We start from the raw sequence: 21,083 nt of genomic DNA, 5'->3' as shown, positions 1-21,083 counted from the left end.
TCTATAAACCACAACCCCTTTCTGGACTTTCGCTCTCTCATTCCGGGCAGAGGCCGCAGCCCCCCGGCCTGCCCCTGTTTCTTCTTCAAAACGCCTGTGGAAAACATCTGATCCCGGGGAAAACTCGACCCTGCAGGGAGAGGGGTGAAAAACCACACACCTTGACCTTTCGTTTATCCGGCTGACGGTCCCCCTGGGGATAAGGCTTTTTGCCGCACCGCAGAATCGGGCATGGGGTGCATAAGAAGACTCATTCCCACTCTTCTCAAGTTTTCCTCCACGCTTTTCCACAAGGGTTTCTGCGGAGTCTCGACGTTTTATCCCCGCTTTTCACCATAGTTATCCACAAAGCTCTCTTTCCGGTCGCACCTGTGGATAAAATTTGGAATAACGGGGATCCTCGTTATCCACAGGGATCAACAACTACCACCACTCTTTTCTTTTAATTTCCTTTTATATTAAGGAGGAAAACTCAAACCCTCGGATCCAGCCGACCCATACCCACCTTTCTCACCCTGGCCAGCTATCAAGGGAGCCATTCCGTGACCCTCTCCGCCAACATCGATAAACCTTTCCTACGCGTCCTTGCTGGCGAGAGTGTTTCCCCGCCACCCATCTGGCTCATGCGTCAAGCGGGGCGATATCTGCCTGAATATCGCGAGACGCGGGAGAAGGCTGGGGGCTTTCTTGATCTATGTTACACGCCGGATTTGGCCGTGGAAGTGACCCTCCAACCTCTCCGCCGGTATCATTTTGACGCGGCCATCCTGTTTTCCGACATTCTGGTCATTCCCCATGGCCTGGGTCAGGACGTGGCCTTCAAACAGGGGGAAGGACCTGTCCTCGACGCTTTGAAGGATGTGGACGCCATCGATCGCCTTGACCCCGCTGGGATCCGAGACCGGCTCGCCCCTGTTTTCAAGACAGTTGCTGGGCTGGCCAAGGCGATCCCCGAAAGCACAGCCTTGATTGGCTTTGCGGGCGCGCCCTGGACTGTTGCGACCTATATGCTGGAGGGGGGCTCCAGTAAGGATTTTGCGACGGCCAAAAGCTGGATGTATGGTCGACCCAAGGCCTTCGCCCGGCTGATGGCCCTGTTGGTCGAAGCCACCACCGATTATTTAATCGCGCAGATTGATGCTGGGGCCGAGGTGGTTCAGCTGTTTGACACTTGGGCCGGCGCCTTGCCGGAAACGCAATTCCGGGCCTGGGTGATCGATCCCATTGCCCAGATCACCCAAGTGATCCACGAGAAGCGGCCCGGCGTACCAGTCATCGGGTTCCCGAAGGGAGCCGGTGTGCTCTACGAGGATTTTGTGAAACTCACCAAGGTTGACTGCGTCGGTATCGACACCGCTGTTCCGCCCAGTTGGGCGGCCAAACACCTGCAGCCCCATTGTGCAGTCCAGGGCAATCTGGACCCCATCCTGTTGGTGGCCGGAGGGGAGGCCATGGACGCTGCGGCGCGGACAATCATGGAAGCCCTGCGTGGAGGACCCCATATTTTTAACCTGGGACATGGCATTGTGCCCCAGACCCCGCCCGAACACGTGGCGCGATTGGTGGATGTGGTACGGCAGGGCGTTTAACCTCGCCTCCGTCACGGCCTGAATGGAGACTGTCATGACCCGCGTTGCGGTGGTTTTATTCAATCTTGGAGGACCGGATTGCCCGGAGGCGGTGAAGCCGTTCTTGTTCAATTTGTTCAACGACCCGGCGATTATCAGCGTTCCGAACCCCTTTCGGTTTCTATTGGCCAAACTGATCTCCGGTCGTCGGGCCCCCATTGCCCGGGAGATCTACGCCAAGATTGGTGGTAAATCGCCTTTGCTTGAGCAAACGGAGGATCAGGCCAAAGCCTTGACTGCCGTTTTGGTCTCCAGGGGGCTCTCGGTACAAACCCACATCGCCATGCGCTATTGGACCCCCTTTGCTGCGGAAACCGTTGCCGCAGTGAAGGCCACATCGCCGGACCATATCGTTCTCTTACCGCTCTATCCCCAGTATTCCCGAACCACCAGCGGATCCTCCCTCAAGCAATGGCGCGAGGAGGCGGCCAAGGCGGGTTTATCCGCAAAGACCCATGTGGTTTGCTGTTATCCAACGGAACCGGGGTTTGTGGCTGCCGTGGCGGCTTTGATCACGGAGGCCCTTGAACGAGTCAAAGCTGCGGGCCAGGAGACGCCGAGGATCCTGTTTTCAGCCCATGGGTTGCCCAAGAAGATCGTCGATGGGGGTGACCCCTACCAACAGCATGTTGAGGCCACCGTGGCCGCTGTCGCGGCCCAGTTGGATCGACCGGATTTGGAACATCAGATCTGTTATCAAAGCCGGGTCGGGCCGATGGAATGGATCGGGCCCAGCACCGACGCTGAAATCGAGCGGGCAGGGGCCGAGGGCAAGGCTTTGGTGGTCGTGCCCATTGCTTTTGTGTCCGAGCATTCCGAAACCCTGGTGGAGCTTGACCTGGAATATGGGGAATTGGCCAAACACAAGGGCGTGCCCCACTATGAGCGCGTTCCAACGGTCCAGACACAGCCCCATTTCATTGATGGTTTGGCAACCTTGGTCGAAGGCGCCTTGACTGTAGAGGGCCGACCCTGTTCCCATCGGGACGGCCGCCTCTGTTCCCAGGATCGGACCGATTGTCCGCATCCCGGACCAAACGCGTCCTCACAGTGATTCCGCGATAAAATAAAGGATTCCCCATGCTGTCCTATGGCTCCGATTGGTACAACTGGGTGAAAACCCTCCATGTGATCGCCATCATCACCTGGATGGCGGGCTTGTTTTACCTGCCCCGTTTGTTCGTCTACCACGCCCAGGAACCCAAGGGGTCTGCCACGTCGGAAACCTTTAAGGTCATGGAGCGACGCTTGCTGCGGGGGATCATGAACCCCTCTCTCATCGTGGTTCTGGCCACGGGGATTCCCATGATGGGAGATTGGATGACCGACGGTTGGCTCCACGTGAAGCTGTTGATGGTCGCGGGGATGATCACCATGCATATGCTCTACGCCCGTTGGCGGCGGGCCTTTGCCGAGGATCGCAACACCCGGAGTCACGTCTTTTACCGGTACGCCAATGAGGTTCCGACGGTTCTGCTTTTGATCATTGTTCCGATGGTGATCCTCAAGCCCTTTTAAGAAGGCCTCTGGCTTTCGAGTTTTCCAAAACGATGAAATCATGACCCGGAACCGTCATGGATGTTGACGGCTCCGGGTTCCGGCGCTAAATCTAGGAAAGCGTCTAAAGGGGCCGTTGGGCCCACACCCCATCATACAATTCGAGTCTTCGCTTGGAACAAAGGGCACCCGCCACGGGTTCCTTTTCGCGAAGAGGGTATTCCCCAGACAACGCCGCGATCCCGCCGCCCATAGCGGGTCGTCACCTCTCCTCTTCCTCGGATCCGCTTCTTTCCCGACCTTTTGGGATCATCGGCGGTATTCCTGGTTCTCATATCCCATTTTGTCTTCTATCCGAGACCACCCATGCATCTACAGGAATTAAAAAGAAAATCCCCGGCCGATCTTCTGGCGTTCGCTGAGGAATTGGAAATCGAGAACGCGAGCAACCTGCGTAAGCAGGACATGATGTTCGCGATCTTGAAACAATTGGCTGAAAACGACACGGCTATCTTCGGTGAAGGGGTGTTGGAAATCCTGCAGGATGGCTTTGGATTCCTGCGTGCTCCGGAAGCGAATTATCTGCCCGGCCCGGATGACATCTACATTTCGCCAAGCCAAGTGCGGCGTTTTGGCCTACGTACTGGCGATACGGTGGAAGGGCAGATCCGCTCTCCCAAGGACGGGGAGCGCTATTTTGCTCTCCTGAAGGTCAACAAGATCAATTTTGAGGCACCGGAGGCGGTTCGCCACCGCATCAACTTCGACAACCTGACTCCGCTTTATCCCGACGAGCGGCTAAAGCTTGAAATCGACGATCCGACCCGCAAGGAATTCACCACCCGGATCATCGACCTGATCACCCCCCTGGGTAAGGGACAGCGCGCCTTGATCGTGGCGCCGCCCCGGACCGGCAAGACGGTCATGTTGCAAAACGTGGCCCATGCGATCACGGCCAACAATCCCGAAGTCTATCTGATCGTCCTGCTCATCGACGAGCGGCCTGAGGAAGTGACCGACATGGCGCGCTCGGTGAACGGCGAGGTGGTGAGCTCCACCTTCGACGAACCGGCCTCCCGCCACGTTCAGGTTGCCGAAATGGTCATCGAGAAGGCCAAGCGTCTGGTGGAACACAAACGGGATGTGGTGATCCTGCTGGACTCCATCACCCGTCTAGCCCGCGCCTATAACACTGTGGTTCCCAGCTCCGGCAAGGTGCTAACCGGTGGTGTGGATGCCAATGCCCTGCAACGGCCCAAACGCTTCTTCGGTGCCGCCCGGAATATCGAGGAAGGGGGATCTTTGACCATCATTGCCACCGCCCTGATTGATACGGGGTCGCGCATGGACGAGGTGATTTTCGAAGAGTTCAAGGGAACGGGGAACTCGGAAATCATTCTGGACCGGAAGCTGGCCGATCGCCGCATTTTCCCCTCCATCGACATCACCCGCTCCGGTACCCGGAAGGAAGAGCTTCTGGTGCGTCGGGATGTCCTGTCGAAGATGTGGGTCCTCCGCCGCATTCTGTCCCCGATGGGGGTCCAGGACGCCATGGAGTTCCTGCTGGGTAAGATGAAGGAAACGAAGAACAACGATGATTTCTTCGACGCGATGAACAGCTAAATTTTTAGAGCATCGAGGGGAAAAGTGGGAACCGGTTTTCCGCTCTACGCGATGCTCTGACTATAAGAGTCTCGGTCACGGTATGAAAAAAGGCCCCAGCCAATCGGTTGGGGCCTTTTCATTATGGACGGAAGGGGACGGGGCAAAGCCCCCCTCTTGTTTCACGTGAAACACAAAAGGAAGCTTATGGTAGGAGAACCGTGGATCCAGTGGTCTTGCGGGATTCCAGATCCGTATGGGCCGTGATGACGTCTTTCAGGGCATAGGTCTGATTGACATCGATCTTCACGGCGCCGGAGGCCACAATGTTGAAGAGGTCGTTGGCGGTCTCTTCCAGTTCGGGCCGGGTCGCCGTGTAGTGCATCAAGGTCGGTCGGTGCAGGAATAGGGATCCTTTTGCTGTAAGGAGGCCCGGTGCAACGGGCGGAACCGACCCAGAGGCGTTTCCAAACGTAATCATCATGCCCCGGCTTTGAAGGCAGTCGAGGGACTTGTCGAAAACTGAGGCGCCCACACCATCATAAACCACGGGCACACCCTGGCCGTCGGTGATCTCCTTCACCCGGTCCAGGAAATCCTCGGTATTGTAGTTGATCACATGGGTGCATCCATGGGCCTTGGCCAGCTCCCCTTTGGCTTCGGATCCCACGGTGCCGATGGTGGTCACACCCAGATGTTTGAGCCATTGGCAGGCGATCAGACCAACACCGCCGGCGGCGGCATGGAACAGGACAGTCATACCCGGCTCTACCTTAAAGGCGCGGCGCAGCAGATATTGGACGGTCATGCCCCGCAACATCATGCCAGCGGCCTGGATGTCCTCGATGGTGTCTGGGAGGGGCAGCAGGGTGGCTTCGGGCATCACCCGCTCCGTGGCATAGGCCCCGATGGGGCCCGTTCCGTAGCAAACCCGTTGTCCTTCCTTCACGTATTGGACATCCGATCCAACAGCTTCAATGACGCCGACGGCTTCCAGGCCAATGCCAGAGGGGAGGGGGAGGGGGTAAAGGCCGCTGCGGTGATAGGTGTCGATGTAGTTCAAGCCGACGGCGGTCTGACGGATCCGGACCTGTCCCTGTCCGGGATCGGGCAGATCCATCTGCTCCATCTGCATGACTTCGGGGCCGCCGGTTTTATGAATACGAATGGCCTGTGCCACGATTGGTTCTCCTGAGTCTTTACTGTAGGGAAAGGGACTTTACGGCTTCCGTGCCAAGGCGTCTTTCAATGCGGCGGGATCCGTGATGGGAAGGCCGCAGACACCGGCCGTACAGACATAGGCGGTTGGCTTTCCCTCCACGGCTGTCTTGCCCCGGGCGGGATGGCCTTCGGGGAGGTCTTGCCCCGACGAAATACGGCTGACGACGAAGGTCGCCAAGGGACTTCCAGCAACGATCCGGGACAGGGAGTCATCATCGTCAACCAGAACCACCTGCATGCCTTCGGCCAACAGTTCCAAACCGGAGAGGGCCGTGGCCGTATGGGGAAATTGTTGCAGGATCCGGTCCCCATGGGAAACGATCACCTGATCTCCCCGGTCCCGAAAGTGGTCTTCTCCGGTCAAAAGGAAGAGACGGGCGAACACTTGAACCATCATGCCGTTGCCAGCGGGTTGGGAGGTATCAGCGAGACTTCGGACGCGGAGGATCATATCTCCGGCGTCGTCGGCGCTCTGGAAATAGCCGCCCCCGGCGGGGTCCCGGTAATGTCGTTCCACTGTTCCCGTCCAGGCTTTGGCTTGATCGAGGAAGGGACGCTCTCCTGTGCCTTCATAGAGAGCCAGGGCGGCCTTGATCATTGCGGCGTAGTCTTCCAGAAGGGCGGTGGTCTGAAGGCGCCCCTGGCAGAGGGCATGGCCCAGGCGATGGTCTCCATGGGTCATGGTGGAGAGGATGCCGTCATAGGCCTGTCGGGCGCGGGCAATCCAATCGGGTCGGTCGAAGGTGAGACCGGCTTGGGTCAAGGCGGCGATGGCCAAACCGTTCCAATCCGCCAGGATCTTGTCGTCCCGCCCTGGACGGATCCGCGTCTCCCGGGCGGCAAGCAGAACCTGCCGTAGGGGCTGGAGCCGGGCTTCAAGGTCTTCGGTCATCTCAACGGTCAGGCCCTGGGAGCGGTTGAGGATCGACGTGCCTTCCCAGTTGCCGCCGGAGGATATGTCGTAGACCTCCTTGAACAGGGCGGCGTCTTCGGGCGGAAGCAGGCCATCGATTTCCTCTGCCGTCCAGACATAGAACTTACCTTCCACCCCTTCGCTGTCGGCGTCGAGGGTTGCGCAAAACGCGCCATTTTCGCCGGTCATTTCCCGATCCAACCAGGCAATGGTTTCCGCTGTCCGGCGCGCGAGCAGGGGCGATTGGGTGTCCTTCCAGACCAGGGTCATCAATTCGATGAGCTGGGCATTGTCATAGAGCATTTTTTCAAAGTGGGGGACGAGCCAGTCATCGTCCGTCGAATAGCGGGCGAAGCCTCCGCCCAAGTGGTCATAGATGCCCCCTTCGGACATGGCACCCAGGACCTTGACCACGCCCAGGCGGAACCTTTGGTCTCCGGTGCGGAGCCAGGCCCGCCAGAGGAAGTCAAAGGCAAAGGGCATGGGAAATTTTGGTGCCTGCCCGACACCGCCCCGATGGGGGTCCAAATGTTGAACCAAAGAGTTGGCGAATTCATTCAGCTTAGGAATAGACAGGGGCGGGGCGGTAGATGCCCCATCGGCGTTGACTTGGATCAGCCCCTCTTTCAGGGAGTCCGCGGTCTGTCTGATGCGGTCCGGCTGCTCGTGGAAAATTTTGGACACATGGGCGAGAACGCTCGGAAAGCCGGGGCGACCATATCGGTTGTCGCTCGGAAAATAGGTGCCGCCGACGAAAGGCTCTCCGGCGGGGGTCAGGAACATGGTGAGGGGCCAGCCCCCCCGTTCCCCGGTCATGGACAGGGCCCCTTGGTAGAGGGCATCCACATCCGGTCGTTCTTCCCGATCGACCTTGATATTGATGAACAAGGCGTTCATCTGGTTGGCGATCTCCGGGTTTTCGAAACTTTCATGGGCCATCACATGGCACCAGTGGCACGCCGCATAGCCGACGCTTAACAGAATGGGCCGGTTGCTCTCCCGGGCTGCGGCGAACGCCTCGTCTCCCCAGGCATACCAATGGACGGGGTTGTCCTTATGCTGCAGCAGATAGGGGGAGGTTTCCTCGGACAGGCGGTTTCGGGCTTCAGCTGGGGCCATCGGGTCGCTTCCTTGGTCAAGTAATGGGCAGAGCCATCTGCCGTTTTTGGCGGTTGGATCTGGGGAGAGCCCGAAATGGCAAGGCGGCATTGCCTAAACAGGTTCCGTGCCCTAACTTTGTGTGTTCTAGCAGGGTTTGCAACGGGGCGTCGGGTCCGGGTTGCCGGGAAAGGGAGGTCGTACCACCATGAAATTAACCGTCGACGTGGATTGCACGCCCGAAGAGGCACGGGCGTTTCTCGGCTTGCCTGATGTGAAGCCGATGCAGGAGGCGCTCATGTCCCAGATTCAAGAGCGGATGGCGACCAACCTGAATGCCATGGATCCGGATACTCTGTTCAAAACCTGGTTTCCAGCCCAGGTTCAGAACCTGGGGAGCCTGCAGGAATTCTTCTGGAACCAATTCGCCAATGCGACCCGTGCCTCGGCTCAGAAGACCGAAGACTAACAGGACACGACAGGGGATGTTTTCCCGTCAAGACCTCAGGCTATTATTTGTGAAAGAAAAATAGGGGTTTGGGGGCATTGGCCCCCAAATGGGTTTGGGCAATCGCTCAAAACTAAGAAAGAGGGAACGGCGCCTTTTGGCATGATGCCATTGACCCTCATCCCATTGGAGATCCCATGACAGCGACAACCATATTTGCCCCCGCCACGGCTCGCGGTCGCGCGGGGGTAGCGGTGATTCGTGTCTCCGGTCCGGCGGCGGGTGCGGCTCTGGTTGCCTTGACCGGATCCCAACCCCCGGCGCGCCGGGCGCGGCGGGCGCGCCTGACCCATCCCCAATCCGGGGACGCTCTGGATGACGGACTGGTCCTTTGGTTTCCAGGACCGGGCAGTTTTACGGGTGAAGATGTTGCCGAATTTCAAACCCATGGCGGAACTGCCGTCATCGCCGCCATGCTGGAGGCCCTCTCCCGGGTTCCCGATCTACGGCCTGCGGAGCCAGGGGAGTTTTCACGGCGGGCCTTCCTCAATGGGCGCATGGATCTGACGGAGGCTGAGGCCATCGCCGATCTGGTCAATGCGGAGACGGAGGTCCAAAGACGCCAAGCGCTCCGCCAAGCCGATGGGGCCTTAGCCCGCCTATACGATGGATGGCGAGATCGGTGCAAACGGCTGTTGGCCCACCTGGAAGCGGTGATTGATTTCCCCGATGAGGATCTGCCTCCAGAAGTCGATGCCGCTGTGCGGGAGGGGATTGCCACCTTGTCCACAGAGATCGCCGCCCATTTGGATGACCGGCACCGGGGGGAGCGTCTTCGGGATGGTGTCCATGTGGCTGTGGTTGGCGTGCCGAATGCGGGGAAGTCGAGCTTGGTCAACCGGTTGGCACGGCGCGAGGCGGCGATCGTGTCCGCGATGGCCGGAACCACGCGGGACGTGGTCGAGGTGCATATGGACCTTGGCGGCTACCCTTTGGTCGTGGCCGATACTGCAGGCTTGCGGGAAACGGATGATCTGGTTGAGGCGGAAGGTGTGCGCCGGGCGCGCGCGCGCATGGAAAGCGCGGATTTGACTCTCCATGTGATCGATGGCACCACTGTGGGGCAAGGGCCCGATGGATTGGATGGCCCCACGGGACCCGGCGTGATCCGGGTATACACCAAGATCGATTTAATCGCCGTCGACGCTTTGGACCAGGTTCGAAGGGAAGGCGCCTTTCCCCTGTCTACCGTGACGGGGGAGGGACTTGGGGATTTGGAAGCAGCCTTGGAGGACCGGGCGCGGATCTTGTTGGATGGAGATGGGGGCCCAGCCCTCACCCGCCAACGGCACCGGACCGCGCTAGAGGAGGCCCGGTCTGCCTTGGACCAATCCCTGATCGCGCCCCTTCCAGAGCTGGCAGCTGAGGATTTGCGCATGGCTATGCGGGCGATTGGTCGTGTAACCGGTCGGGTGGATGTGGATGAATTGTTGGATGTCATCTTTCGGGATTTTTGTATCGGGAAGTAGGGCTCCGATACCACCCAAAAAACGATGAGTCCCATTGACGAAGGAAGAGAACCCCTATGACGCGAGACGGAACATGGGACGTGATCGTGGTTGGCGGTGGACATGCGGGAACGGAAGCCGCCGCCGCTGCGGCACGTCTCGGAGCCCGATGTCTACTAGCCACCCACCGCGCCGATACGGTTGGAGCCATGTCCTGTAACCCAGCGATTGGCGGTTTGGCCAAAGGGCACTTGGTCCGGGAGATTGATGCCTTGGATGGGGTGATGGGGAAGGCCATTGATCGTGGCGGAATCCAGTTCCGTACTCTCAACCAATCCAAGGGTCCGGCGGTCCGCGGTCCCCGCGCCCAAGCAGATCGAAAGCTCTATGCCCGGGCCGTACAAGATCTGTTGGCTGAGCAGGAAAACCTGACCATCCTTGAGATGGCCGTTGAGGATTTGATCCTTGACGATGAAGGTTGCTGTCAGGGAGTGGTCACCGCCGATGGGCAGCGCCTGACTGCCGGGGCCGTGGTTCTCACCACGGGAACGTTCCTTCGGGGTGTCATCCATATTGGGGAAGAAACCATACCGGCGGGGCGGGTAGGGGAAGCCCCTGCCCTTGGATTGTCGGAAACCCTGCTGCGTTTGTCCCTCCCCTTGGGGCGTCTGAAAACGGGGACGCCGGCCCGATTGGACGGGCGGACCATCAATTGGGCGGGGCTTGAGGAGCAGCCGGGGGATGATCCACCGCTGCCTTTTTCCTTTTTGACCGATCGGATCACCACGCCTCAGGTGTCGTGTCACATCACCGAGACCACCCCGGAAACCCACGCCATCATCAGAGAGAATATCCATCGGGCGCCCATGTACTCGGGCAAGATTCAAAGTGTCGGACCACGCTATTGTCCGAGCATTGAGGATAAGGTGGTGCGGTTTGCCGATCGGGATCGGCATCAGATTTTCCTGGAACCGGAGGGGTTGGACGATCCCACCATCTACCCCAATGGTATTTCCACCAGCCTACCCTCTGATGTCCAGGCGGCGATGATTAAGACTATTCCCGGTCTTGAGGCGGCCAAAATTCTGCGACCCGGATACGCCATTGAATATGATTTCATCGATCCCCGCGCCCTGAGCACAACCCTCGAAGTGAAAACGGTCCCCGGCCTATTTTTGGCTGGTCAGATTAATGGGACCACGGGCTATGAGGAAGCCGGTGCCCAGGGCCTGCTGGCCGGTGTAAATGCGTCCCTTCGGGCTGGGGGAGGGGGGGAGACCTTCACCCTGGATCGGGCCGAAGGTTATATGGGGGTTATGGTCGATGATTTGGTCACCTTGGGGACAAGCGAACCCTATCGGATGTTCACCTCCCGCGCCGAATACAGATTGCTTCTTCGCGCCGATAATGCGGATCGTCGACTGACAGCCAAGGGAATGGCCATCGGCTGTGTGGGCTTGGGCCGTGCCAAGCTATTCACGGAGAAGGAAGCGGCCATCGCCGATGCTCAGGTCCAGGTGGCCAGCTTACAGGCTACGCCCCAGGAACTGGAGCGTATGGGTGTTTCCGTGAATAAGGATGGTCAGCGCCGGTCACCCCTTGAGCTGTTGACCCTGGCCAATATGACCTGGGACCACCTGGTTACGCTTTGGCCCCTGCTCGGGACCCTACGCAAGGATGTGGCGGAGCAGTTGGAAATTGAAGCCCGGTATGCGGGCTATCTTTCCCGCATGCATTCGGATATCGCAGCCTTCCGGAAGGATGAAAGCCTTGGCTTATCTGTGGATTTGGACTACGGCGTGATCCCGAGTCTGTCTGCGGAACTGCGAGGAAAGCTGGAGACCACAAGGCCGGAAACTTTGGGGGCCGCGGCGCGCATTCCAGGAATGACACCTGCAGCCTTGACGGCTCTGCTGCGTCATGTGAAGAAGGGAACCAAGGCGGCCTAGCGGTGTTTCACGTGAAACGAAACCGGCGGGTATCGCCCCTGTGTTTCATGTGAAACGGGAGAACACTGTGCCATCCCCTCTCACCTTCGAGCGCTTCCTTCAAGACACCGGTGTTTCACGTGAAACGGGGGAACGTCTGGAGGCCTATCTGGCTGTTCTGAACAAGTGGCAGGCTAAAATTAATCTCGTGGGAAAAAGCACCCTGGAAGACCCTTGGCGGCGCCATATGTTGGATTCAGCCCAGTTGCTTCCCTTGATTCCGCAGGGAACGGAAGTGCTTATGGATTTGGGAAGCGGCGCCGGTTTTCCCGGTCTCGTCTTGGCCATTCTCGGTGTACCCCAGGTTCATTTGGTGGAGTCCGATACGCGAAAATGCGCGTTTTTGACAGAGGCGGCTCGGGTCTCCAGCACCAAAATCACTCTCCATCCAAAGCGGCTCGAGAGCCTGGATCCCTTTCCCGTCGACCTCATAACGGCGCGGGCCTTTGCGCCCATGACACGAATCCTTGAATGGGCAGAGCCATTTCTCTTGTCTGGTGCACAGGGGCTCTTCTTAAAGGGCCAAAGCATTGATGATGAGTTGACCGAAGTCCACAAGATATGGATGATGCAAAAAGAGCGGTTCCCAAGCCGCGCCGACCCTTCCGGCCAGATCTTGCGAATTGGAGACCTCACCCGTGTCTAGCCAGTCTATTGGTGCCCCCTTGTCTGTTACCGGTCCTCGTGTGATCGCTATTGCCAACCAAAAAGGAGGCGTGGGCAAGACGACGACGGCCATTAATCTGGCCACGGCTTTAGCCGCTACGAAGCAGAAAGTCCTGATTATTGACATGGACCCCCAGGGGAACGCGTCGACGGGTCTTGGCATTGCCAGTAATCAAAGGCGGGTGACCAGCTATCAGATCCTCATGGGGGATCGAAAGGCACGGGACGGGGTCATTTCTACGGACATTCCCGGTTTGTCCATTATTCCTGCGGGCGTAGATCTCGCCGGTGCCGAACTGGAACTCGTGGATGAAAAAGGACGGGAATTTCGGTTGAGGATGGCCCTGGAAGGGGAACTCGAAGGGTTCGATTATGTGTTGGTGGATTGTCCTCCCGCTCTTGGCCTTTTGACGTTGAACGCGCTCGTGGCGTCCCATGCGGTGATGGTGCCGCTTCAGTGTGAATTCTTCGCGCTTGAAGGGATCAGCCATTTGACCAAGACTATTGAGCGGGTCCGCAGAGCCTTTAACCCTGGCCTCGAAATACAAGGGATTGTTCTGACCATGTTCGATAGGCGGAATAATTTGTCCGACATGGTGGCTGCCGACGTGCGGGGCTACTTTGGTGCCAAAGTTTATAATACCGTCATCCCTCGGAATGTTCGGATTTCCGAGGCACCGTCCCACGGAAAGCCCGTTTTGTTGTATGACTTAAAATGCGCGGGGTCGCAGGCTTACCTGCATTTGGCAGGTGAATTGATCAAACGGGAAGGTGGATTGGCCGCATGAGTAATGAGTCTTCAGCACCCAGTGGACGCCGCCGTGGTTTGGGCCGGGGCTTGTCTGCATTGCTGGGAGATGATTTGGAATCCGCGTCCACCGAAGGGGAAGAAGGCAGTCGTGGCTTTCACCTGATTCCCATCGGAGATTTGGCCCCGAATCCCAATCAACCCCGAAAGGCCTTTGATGAAGAGGCCATTTCTGAGCTTGCGGAATCCATTCGGGCGCAGGGTATTTTGACGCCGATTCTGGCACGTCCGGATCCTGCTATGCCAGGGTCCTATCAGATCATTGCCGGAGAGCGACGCTGGCGTGCGGCGCAACGGGCACGGCTGCACGAAGTTCCCGTTTTGGTGCGGGACCTATCCGACCAGGAGACCTTGGAAGTTGCCCTGGTTGAAAACCTCCAGCGGCAGGATCTGAATCCCCTGGAAGAGGCGGAGGGCTATCGGCGGTTGCAGGAGGAATTCAGTCACTCCCAAGAAGATCTGGGGCGTGTGGTTGGAAAGAGTCGCAGCCATGTGGCCAATACAATGCGCCTCTTGCAGCTTCCCATGGATGTGCGCGATTTGGTGTCCAAGGGGCTTCTGACCGCCGGCCATGCACGGGCTTTATTGACCACCGAAAATGCCAGTGCTTTAGCACAGGAAGTGGTGACCAAGGGTCTGAATGTCCGCCAGACTGAAAAGTTGGCGAAAGGAAGCGGGGAAACACCGGATAAAGCCGCGAAGGAAAAATCTCGTGCGGGCTCATCCGGGCCGCTCAAAGACCCCGATACGCTGGCTCTGGAGCGTGATATTTCGAACTCGCTGGGGTTGACCGTCAGCATTGAAGCAAAAGGACGGGGTGGTAGTTTGGTTATTGAGTACGAGACTCTTGCGCAACTCGACGATGTTTTGCATCGGTTAAGCCAAGGCCATTTAGGTCAAGAATCACGGCCTTCTGATGACGAGGCTGATGGATTGGATGATCTCGTGTCTCTCGATGCTCTGGATGAGGATGAGATGTAAGGAGCGGTCGCCCCAATCTTGTGTTTCACGTGAAACAAAAAAAGGCCGCTGTCTTTCCAAGACGCGGCCTTTTCTATGATCGTTAGAGCGAGGAAGGCTACCTCCGTCTTTGAATAGCACCCTTTGCTAGCCGAATAATCACGCGTTCTAAAAGGGCGGCGTCGGGCAGGCCGGAGCTTTTGGCGTCTTTTTCCGCTTCCAATAACAAGTCCAACGCCATGGCAAGTCGTGTCGGGCTCCAGCCCTGGGCTTGGTTTTGGAAGGTGGTTTTGGTTTTAAACAATACGGGTGGCTTTAGGGCGCCCATGGCTTGGTCAATAGACCGACCTTGTGCGAGAAGGCCAGCTACGAGATGGAGCCGAGTAAAATGCCGGGACAGACTACGAAGGATGGCGACAGCGTTCGTTCCCTCTTGGGTTAATCGATCCAGTGCCCTCAGGGCGTCTGCCGTGTTTCCTTGGCCTACCGCGTTGATCAAAGCATCCATGCCAATCTGTGCGGTATCGCCGATACAAGCTAGGGCGTCCTCCAGGGTAATTTGACCTTGAGGGCCGCAATAGGTGATGAGTTTATCCAGTTCGGATCGCGTAACGCCGCGGTCCCCTCCCAAATGAGTTGCCAGATACTCAATGACATCTCCGTGGGCTGAAAGACCGGCTTGGGCCAGCATGTCCCGAATGACCGTTTCCAATCCTCTGCCTTCGTCGGAATAGCAGGGAAGGGAGGCCGCTGCTTTTGCGCCTTCGAACAGTTTGCGCAAGGAAGACCTGGGGCCGAGGTCGCCTCCCTGAAGGACGACGAGAGAATCCCCGATAGGATGGTCTAAATAGGACTTGAGACTGTTGGCATGTTGGTCCGTGATTTGCCGAACGCGCCCTACCCGACGTCCTCCTGTCAGGGAAAGGGCAGCGGCCTCATCGGAGAGTCGAGCGGGATCCGCTTTGAGATCGTCACCGGTCAGTTCAAAAACCCGAAACGGATCTTTTAGGTCATCAATGACGGTCCGCATGAGGCGATCAATTCGTTCTCGAACAAGGCCTTCGTCGGGGCCATAAACCAGAACAGCGCGAATATCGGGATTTGGCCTCTTCAAAAAGCCATCTATTGCGGAGCCGCTGAGCTTCATCCAAGACCTACAGGGCTATGGTTGAGTAGTGCCTGCCCAAGTTTAGGTCGTCGCTCCCGCTTGGGCAGGCAATAAATGAGGAGCAAAAATTTAAAACGCGGACAAAGGCCTAATCGCACCGTTTTGTCGTTGCGGCTTTTGGGCGAAATAGGAGGCAATTCGTAGATAAAGAAGCTCCGCAAGTTCTTTCGATACCCGGTCAATGGCGTCCCGTTCTGCGATCACATCTGAGATTGGAGAATTTACCACATCATAGCCGGCCCAACTTGTGATGCTATTGTTGGTCAATTTCTTCGGCATGGCTTTGCCAGTCTGGTCCAGGCGAAAAAGGACATAGGATAGGCTTGCAAAGGCCTGATAGCGTGTGGCTAGGTTTTCCTGGGTGATACCCAACGATTTGAGGCTGACCGATAGGTTACTTTGTATGCTGTACAGGGGTTGAGGTGAATCCCCGATGCGGTTGATCATTGCGTTTCGAAAAACGCGGGCGGCACGGGCCCCATCTTCATCCGAATATGAGGGGGGGTGGACATAGACTGTCCCCATGGTCTCAGAGACGGTATTGGACCTCCGTTGACCCCCGCCAAACAAATCACCTGTCGGTGTGGTGGTGTCGGCGAGAATGGGGCGAAATCCACATGCTCCGGTGAGAAGACCCCCACTTAGGGCAATCAGGAAGTGGCGCCTAGACGATGACATTGATGATCCTGTTTGGAACGATGATTATCTTTCGAATGGGCTTGCCTCCAACCTGAGCGGCGACGGTGGACAGAGCGAGCGCGGCGGCTTCTGTCGTGTCCTTATCCGCATCTCGGGGCAGGTCGATTTTACCGCGCATCTTGCCGTTGACCTGGACCGCAATGGTAACAGAGTCGTCGGTAAGAAGGGCCTCATCGCAGATTGGCCAAGGGGTTTCGGTGATCAGGGTGGTATGACCCAGCTGAGCCCAGATCTCCTCGGCAATATGGGGAACCATGGGTGCAGCCAGTTTCGCTGCCGTCTCCAGGGTAAAGCGATAGATGCCCGGTGCACCGGTCTCGGTCCCATCCAGGGACCCCAAAGCATTGGTTAACTCACGCAAACGGGCGACGGCATTGTTGAAGCGGAATTTTTCTAGATCGTCCGTTACCCCGGCGATGGTCTTATGGGTTTGGCGCAAGAGCATGTCGGTCTTGGGACCAAGGGTTTCGGGAAGAGTTGCGCCAGGGGGAGGCAAGGGTACGGAGGGTTGGACGGCCAGACGCCAGAGGCGACCCAAGTAGCGCCAGGCGCCTTCGATCCCGGACTCTGTCCAGTCCATGTCCCGCTCCGGCGGGCTGTCTGATAGCATGAAGAGACGTGCGGCATCGGCGCCATAGGAATCCAAGATAGCCGTGGGGTCCACGGTATTCATCTTGGACTTGGACATTTTTTCCGATGCACCAACCGTAACCGGCGCGCCGTCGGACAGTCGCACGACCGATCCATCGGCGCCTTTGTCGATGTCTTCAGGGGACAGCCATTCCCCCTTTGGACCCTTATAGGTTTCGTGGCGGATCATGCCTTGGGTAAACAGCCCGTCAAAGGGTTCAGCCACTCCCAGATATCCGCAATCACTGAGCGCACGGGTGAAAAAGCGGGAGTAGAGCAGGTGCAGCACCGCATGTTCGACGCCACCCACGTATTGATCGACCGGCAGCCAATAGTCGACGGCGGCGCGGTCGAAGGCCTGGGTTTCGCTCTTGGGCGAGCAGAAGCGGGCGAAATACCAGGAGCTCTCAAAGAAGGTATCGAAGGTGTCCGTTTCCCGCTGGGCCGCCTTACCGCACTGTGGACAGTCGACGTTTTTCCAAGTGGGGTGGTGGGCGAGTGGGTTGCCCGGCTTGTCGAAGCTGACGTCTTCGGGCAGTTCCACGGGCAGTTGCTCTTCCGGAACGGGAACGATTCCGCAATCCGGACAGTGAATCATAGGAATGGGACAGCCCCAATAGCGCTGGCGGGACACACCCCAATCCCGCAGTCGGTACTGAGTGACGCCGGCTCCGGCTCCCAGCTTTGCAATTTTTTCGATGGCGGCCCGCTTGGCCTCGGTCACGGACAGGCCGTCGAGGAAGTGGGAATTGATGGCGATGCCGTCACCGGTAAAGGCATCCGTCGCCGTTTCCATCTCTGCCGTAAAGGCTGCGGGATCAGCGTCTTTTGGGGCAACGACAGCGCGGACTGACAAGCCGTATTTTCGGGCGAAGTCCATGTCCCGTTGGTCATGGGCGGGACAGCCGAAGATGGCGCCCGTTCCGTATTCCATCAGAACAAAGTTGGCCACATGGACAGGCAGATGCCAATCCGGATCGAAGGGGTGCCGAACCTTCAGTCCAGTATCGAATCCCTTCTTTTCCGCCGTTTCGATATCCGCTTCGCTCGTGCCCATGCGACCACATTCGGCAATGAATTCGGCCAGGGCAGGATTGGTTTGGGCCAATTCCGCAGCGATGGGATGATTCGGAGACAGGGCGCAGAAGCTGGCGCCAAATAGGGTATCGGGGCGTGTGGTAAAGACCTCCACACCGTCTTCACGACCGACCAGATCAAAGGTCACTCGGGCACCTTCTGACCGGCCGATCCAGTTCGTCTGCATCAGACGGACCTTGTCAGGCCAGCGGTCCAGTTGGGAAATGGCGCTCAACAGGTCTTCGGCATACTGGGTGATCCGCAGGAACCACTGGGACAGCTTGCGCCGTTCAACCGGAGCCCCGGACCGCCAGCCCTTGCCATCGATCACCTGTTCGTTGGCCAGGACGGTATTTTCGACCGGGTCCCAGTTCACCCAGGATTCCTTGCGGTAGGCGAGACCGGCTTTGACGAAGTCCAGGAACATTTTCTGCTCATGCCGGTAGTATTCCGGCTCGCAGGTGCTGACTTCCCGATCCCAATCAATGGACAAGCCCATGGGTTTGAATTGATCGCGCATGATGGCGATGTTCTGCCGGGTCCATTTCGCAGGATGGACACCCCGTTGGATGGCGGCGTTTTCGGCGGGTAGGCCAAAGGCATCCCAGCCCATGGGGTGCAGGACATTGAAACCCTGGGCCCTCTTGAAACGGGCCACCACATCGCCCAGAGTATAGTTGCGCACATGGCCCATGTGGATCCGACCCGAGGGATAGGGGAACATTTCTAGAACGTAATATTTCTTGCGGGATGCATCTTCCCGCGCGGTGAAACATCCGTTTTCAGCCCAGGCTGCCTGCCATTTGGCCTCGGTTTCCTTGACGTTGTAGCGGTCCTCGGACGCCATGCCTCGGTGATCTTTCATGCTAAGGGATAGGAAGGAGTGGGGGGCATCGGCGCCCCCGGAGAGTAGAGAGAGATTATTCGCCTGTCAGGACTGCGAGCCGCAGTTGCCGGGCTCGGGTCAAGATAGCGTTTTCCATGTCGGTGGCCACGGAATTGGCAACGGTGGCTTCGACCCAAGCCCCATCGCGGTCCCGGACCTGGCGGAAAACGGAGACCTTGATCCCATCGGCCCGCAGGGCTTTGGCCAGGATATAAACATTGGTCTTGAAGCGCTCGTTCGGACTTTCAGGCGGAGAATACCAATCGGTGATGATCACGCCACCGAAAGGATCTGCCGAGGTCAAGGGCATGAAGGCAATGGTGTCCAAGGAGGCGCGCCAGAGGAAGCTGTTGACGCCAACGCCGGTGGCTCCAGGTTGGGCCTGTTGGCCCCCTCCGAATAGGTTCAACCCTCCGGGTCCAAACAGGCCCTGCTCCTGGTTGGGTTGAGAAGGGTCCCTGAAGACCCGCTGGCCGGTTAATTTATCCCGCTCCGGATAGACGGCCTTGGACCCTTCGCATGCGGTCACAGCCAGGGCGGTGGCCCCAAGGAGTATCGCGGCCAGGCTGCGGTTCAAGTATCGCATGGCAGTCTTGTGATCCCGGTTCATCATTTGTCTTGGCACCCGTCGGTTAGGCGGAAGGAGCAGGCCGAGGGTCGGCCATGCTGAAAGGCAGGGACAACCATACTCACGACAGCACAATTTTTCCATCCCTCCAGCGCAGCAAAGGCCGATTACCGGGGCTTCAGGGGGAATGGTCCCATAAATATTCCTGCAATGGCCATAAAAGTGCCAGAGGGAAGGCGTTGGGCGGTCTTTCGGGTCAATCCTCCAAGAGCGGCGAGGGGGATTTTCTGTCCTCTCGCGATAAAAGCGGCACGCGAGGGGCCAAGGGTTGGCATTCCTGGGTGACTGGCGGTTGGAAGGATTGGTGATATCAGGGCCATATCAAGCCCGAGGTGGCGGGCTCGTCCAAGGGCTGTTCTGTCATGACAGGCCATGGACAGGAGGCGATCAGCACGGGCCCGTCTCCAGAGTAAAATCCGGGCGAGGGGGCCATGACGGCCAATGTATTCGGGCAAATGAATGCCGTCGGGGATCCAGGGGTGGACACCGGGCAAGGGAGTGGCAAGCAGAAGACGGATCCCACGCCTGCCTGCGAGGTCCTTCATCCGCTTCAGAAGGGCAAGGCGATCCTTCTGGGACCATTCATAGTGACGGATAATAACAGCGGCGCCCCGGGGCAGGCGAGCCATGACGGGCAGGGGATCAGGCAGCCGGGTGGCGTCGGTTATCAGGATTGGGTGAGGAGTGGACGGGACGGGTACCATAGCATTCACCTTGACCTATTTTTCCGCTCCGGTTCTAGATTAAAAGGAAAGCGGATTCACTTTTATCCCTGCCATTCCGAGGGTAGATTTCCCCCCAAACCAGAATTCTCCCCTTTTCTATCCGCCGGATCCGATCATGCCCGAGACGAAAAACGCCATTCCCTCTGATATCACCGAGAATTTGCGGGAGATCCAGACCCGCATCGTCAAGGCCTGTATGCCGGTTGGTCGACCACCGGAGGAGATTACTTTGGTAGCGGTCAGTAAGACGAATACCGCCGACCGTATTCGTGTTGCCCTGCGGGCGGGGCATCGGGTTTTTGGGGAAAACCGTATTCAGGAGGCCCAAGGAAAATGGCCTGCTTTGAAGCAAGATTTCCCCGAGGTGGAACTCCGATTGATCGGCCCCCTTCAGACCAACAAGGTCAAGGATGCCCTGGCGCTGTTCGATGTGATTGAAACCGTGGACAGGCCGCGTCTGGCCCGGGTTCTCGCAGAGGAAATGGAACGGATGGGACGGCGGGTACCGGTGTTGATCCAAGTGAACACGGGGGAAGAACCCCAGAAAGCTGGTGTCCTTCCCGCAGGTGCTCCGGCTTTCATTCGGGAGTGCCGGGACGAATTGGGTCTGGATGTCCGGGGGTTGATGTGTATCCCGCCGGTTGACGAGGAACCGTCCCCCCATTTCGCTCTCCTGCGGGAAATTGCAAAGGATGCAGGTTTGTCGGTGCTGAGCATGGGGATGAGCGGGGATTTCGAGAAGGCTGTGCCCTTTGGCGCCACCCATGTTCGGGTGGGGACGGCAATCTTTGGATCTCGACCCATGCCCGCAGCTTGACTGCCTGGATTTTCTTAGGCCCCACCCGAAATGATTCTCATTATTTCAATAGTTTAATCATCATTCCCGCACAGGTGGGAATCCAGGGTGGGATCAGGCAACGGAGGCAAACTCCG

18 protein-coding genes are annotated in these 21,083 nt (G+C 58.0%); 11 read left to right on the top strand and 7 right to left on the bottom strand.

The window, feature by feature from the left end; genetic code table 11:
* The first annotated feature begins 542 nt into the window (after nucleotides 1-542).
* The 4 genes from hemE to rho all read left to right on the top strand — a co-directional run bounded on the left by hemE (nucleotide 543) and on the right by rho (nucleotide 4,748).
* A complete protein-coding gene (gene hemE, locus ACLIRY_RS06390; protein WP_413204525.1) occupies nucleotides 543-1,589 on the top strand; it encodes a uroporphyrinogen decarboxylase in 1,047 nt (348 codons plus the stop codon).
* A gap of 34 nt (nucleotides 1,590-1,623) precedes the next feature.
* Nucleotides 1,624-2,682, top strand: a complete 1,059-nt coding sequence (hemH, locus tag ACLIRY_RS06385) for a ferrochelatase (protein WP_413204524.1) — start codon at nucleotides 1,624-1,626, stop codon at nucleotides 2,680-2,682.
* Nucleotides 2,683-2,708: 26 nt separating this feature from the next.
* Nucleotides 2,709-3,146, top strand: a complete 438-nt coding sequence (gene hemJ, locus ACLIRY_RS06380) for a protoporphyrinogen oxidase HemJ (RefSeq protein WP_413204523.1) — start codon at nucleotides 2,709-2,711, stop codon at nucleotides 3,144-3,146.
* A gap of 345 nt (nucleotides 3,147-3,491) precedes the next feature.
* Nucleotides 3,492-4,748, top strand: coding sequence for a transcription termination factor Rho (gene rho, locus ACLIRY_RS06375; RefSeq protein ID WP_413204522.1), 1,257 nt, complete (start codon nucleotides 3,492-3,494; stop codon nucleotides 4,746-4,748).
* Nucleotides 4,749-4,932: 184 nt separating this feature from the next.
* Here the strand turns inward: rho and ACLIRY_RS06370 are convergent, their stop codons facing one another.
* Together ACLIRY_RS06370 and ACLIRY_RS06365 are read right to left on the bottom strand one after the other, a co-directional pair.
* Entirely contained in the window at nucleotides 4,933-5,907 is a 975-nt protein-coding gene (locus ACLIRY_RS06370; protein WP_413204521.1) for a quinone oxidoreductase family protein, read from the bottom strand.
* Between the two features lie 39 nt (nucleotides 5,908-5,946).
* Nucleotides 5,947-7,980 carry a thioredoxin domain-containing protein gene (locus ACLIRY_RS06365; RefSeq protein ID WP_413204520.1) on the bottom strand — a complete coding sequence of 678 codons (2,034 nt, stop codon included), beginning with the start codon at nucleotides 7,978-7,980 and terminating at the stop codon, nucleotides 5,947-5,949.
* 187 nt (nucleotides 7,981-8,167) lie between these two features.
* On the opposite strand from ACLIRY_RS06365, the gene ACLIRY_RS06360 reads away from it, so the two are divergent.
* The 6 genes from ACLIRY_RS06360 to ACLIRY_RS06335 all read left to right on the top strand — a co-directional run bounded on the left by ACLIRY_RS06360 (nucleotide 8,168) and on the right by ACLIRY_RS06335 (nucleotide 14,358).
* On the top strand, nucleotides 8,168-8,428 hold the full coding sequence (locus ACLIRY_RS06360) for a DUF6489 family protein (RefSeq protein WP_413204519.1): 261 nt from the start codon (nucleotides 8,168-8,170) through the stop codon (nucleotides 8,426-8,428).
* Nucleotides 8,429-8,604: 176 nt separating this feature from the next.
* Nucleotides 8,605-9,936 (top strand): tRNA uridine-5-carboxymethylaminomethyl(34) synthesis GTPase MnmE, encoded by a 1,332-nt coding sequence (gene mnmE, locus ACLIRY_RS06355; protein ID WP_413204518.1) that lies wholly within the window; start codon nucleotides 8,605-8,607, stop codon nucleotides 9,934-9,936.
* 56 nt (nucleotides 9,937-9,992) lie between these two features.
* Nucleotides 9,993-11,864: a tRNA uridine-5-carboxymethylaminomethyl(34) synthesis enzyme MnmG gene (mnmG, locus tag ACLIRY_RS06350; RefSeq protein WP_413204517.1), complete on the top strand. Its 1,872-nt coding sequence runs from the start codon at nucleotides 9,993-9,995 to the stop codon at nucleotides 11,862-11,864.
* 67 nt (nucleotides 11,865-11,931) lie between these two features.
* Nucleotides 11,932-12,549, top strand: coding sequence for a 16S rRNA (guanine(527)-N(7))-methyltransferase RsmG (gene rsmG, locus ACLIRY_RS06345; RefSeq protein WP_413204516.1), 618 nt, complete (start codon nucleotides 11,932-11,934; stop codon nucleotides 12,547-12,549).
* On the top strand, nucleotides 12,542-13,357 hold the full coding sequence (locus ACLIRY_RS06340) for a ParA family protein (RefSeq protein ID WP_413204515.1): 816 nt from the start codon (nucleotides 12,542-12,544) through the stop codon (nucleotides 13,355-13,357). The genes rsmG and ACLIRY_RS06340 overlap by 8 nt, the downstream gene beginning before the upstream one ends.
* Entirely contained in the window at nucleotides 13,354-14,358 is a 1,005-nt protein-coding gene (locus ACLIRY_RS06335; RefSeq protein WP_413204514.1) for a ParB/RepB/Spo0J family partition protein, read from the top strand. Before ACLIRY_RS06340 ends, ACLIRY_RS06335 begins: the two co-directional genes overlap by 4 nt.
* Nucleotides 14,359-14,455: 97 nt before the next feature.
* On the opposite strand, the gene holA is transcribed toward ACLIRY_RS06335, so the two are convergent.
* From holA to ACLIRY_RS06310, 5 genes are all read right to left on the bottom strand, one after another.
* Nucleotides 14,456-15,484, bottom strand: coding sequence for a DNA polymerase III subunit delta (holA, locus tag ACLIRY_RS06330; protein ID WP_413204513.1), 1,029 nt, complete (start codon nucleotides 15,482-15,484; stop codon nucleotides 14,456-14,458).
* A 90-nt stretch (nucleotides 15,485-15,574) separates the two neighbouring features.
* The gene (gene lptE / locus ACLIRY_RS06325) at nucleotides 15,575-16,030 is read right to left on the bottom strand and encodes an LPS assembly lipoprotein LptE (protein ID WP_413204512.1); all 456 of its coding nucleotides are present in this window, start codon (nucleotides 16,028-16,030) and stop codon (nucleotides 15,575-15,577) included.
* Nucleotides 16,031-16,169: 139 nt separating this feature from the next.
* Complete coding sequence (leuS, locus tag ACLIRY_RS06320) at nucleotides 16,170-18,758, bottom strand: leucine--tRNA ligase (protein WP_413204511.1); 2,589 nt, start codon at nucleotides 18,756-18,758, stop codon at nucleotides 16,170-16,172.
* Nucleotides 18,759-18,831: 73 nt separating this feature from the next.
* The gene (locus ACLIRY_RS06315) at nucleotides 18,832-19,410 is read right to left on the bottom strand and encodes a DUF3576 domain-containing protein (RefSeq protein ID WP_413204510.1); all 579 of its coding nucleotides are present in this window, start codon (nucleotides 19,408-19,410) and stop codon (nucleotides 18,832-18,834) included.
* Nucleotides 19,411-19,532: 122 nt separating this feature from the next.
* Nucleotides 19,533-20,129, bottom strand: a complete 597-nt coding sequence (locus tag ACLIRY_RS06310; RefSeq protein WP_413204509.1) for a thiamine phosphate synthase — start codon at nucleotides 20,127-20,129, stop codon at nucleotides 19,533-19,535.
* Between the two features lie 136 nt (nucleotides 20,130-20,265).
* Between ACLIRY_RS06310 and ACLIRY_RS06305 the strand changes: the two genes are divergently transcribed.
* Nucleotides 20,266-20,967, top strand: a complete 702-nt coding sequence (locus ACLIRY_RS06305) for a YggS family pyridoxal phosphate-dependent enzyme (RefSeq protein ID WP_413204508.1) — start codon at nucleotides 20,266-20,268, stop codon at nucleotides 20,965-20,967.
* Nucleotides 20,968-21,083: the final 116 nt, after the last annotated feature.

This window comes from Rhodospirillum sp. A1_3_36, from assembly GCF_047263945.1.
In the GTDB taxonomy this organism is placed as follows: domain Bacteria; phylum Pseudomonadota; class Alphaproteobacteria; order Rhodospirillales; family Rhodospirillaceae; genus Rhodospirillum.
Note: the sequence above shows the minus strand (reverse complement) of the source record. Positions and strands in the feature narration are given on the sequence as shown.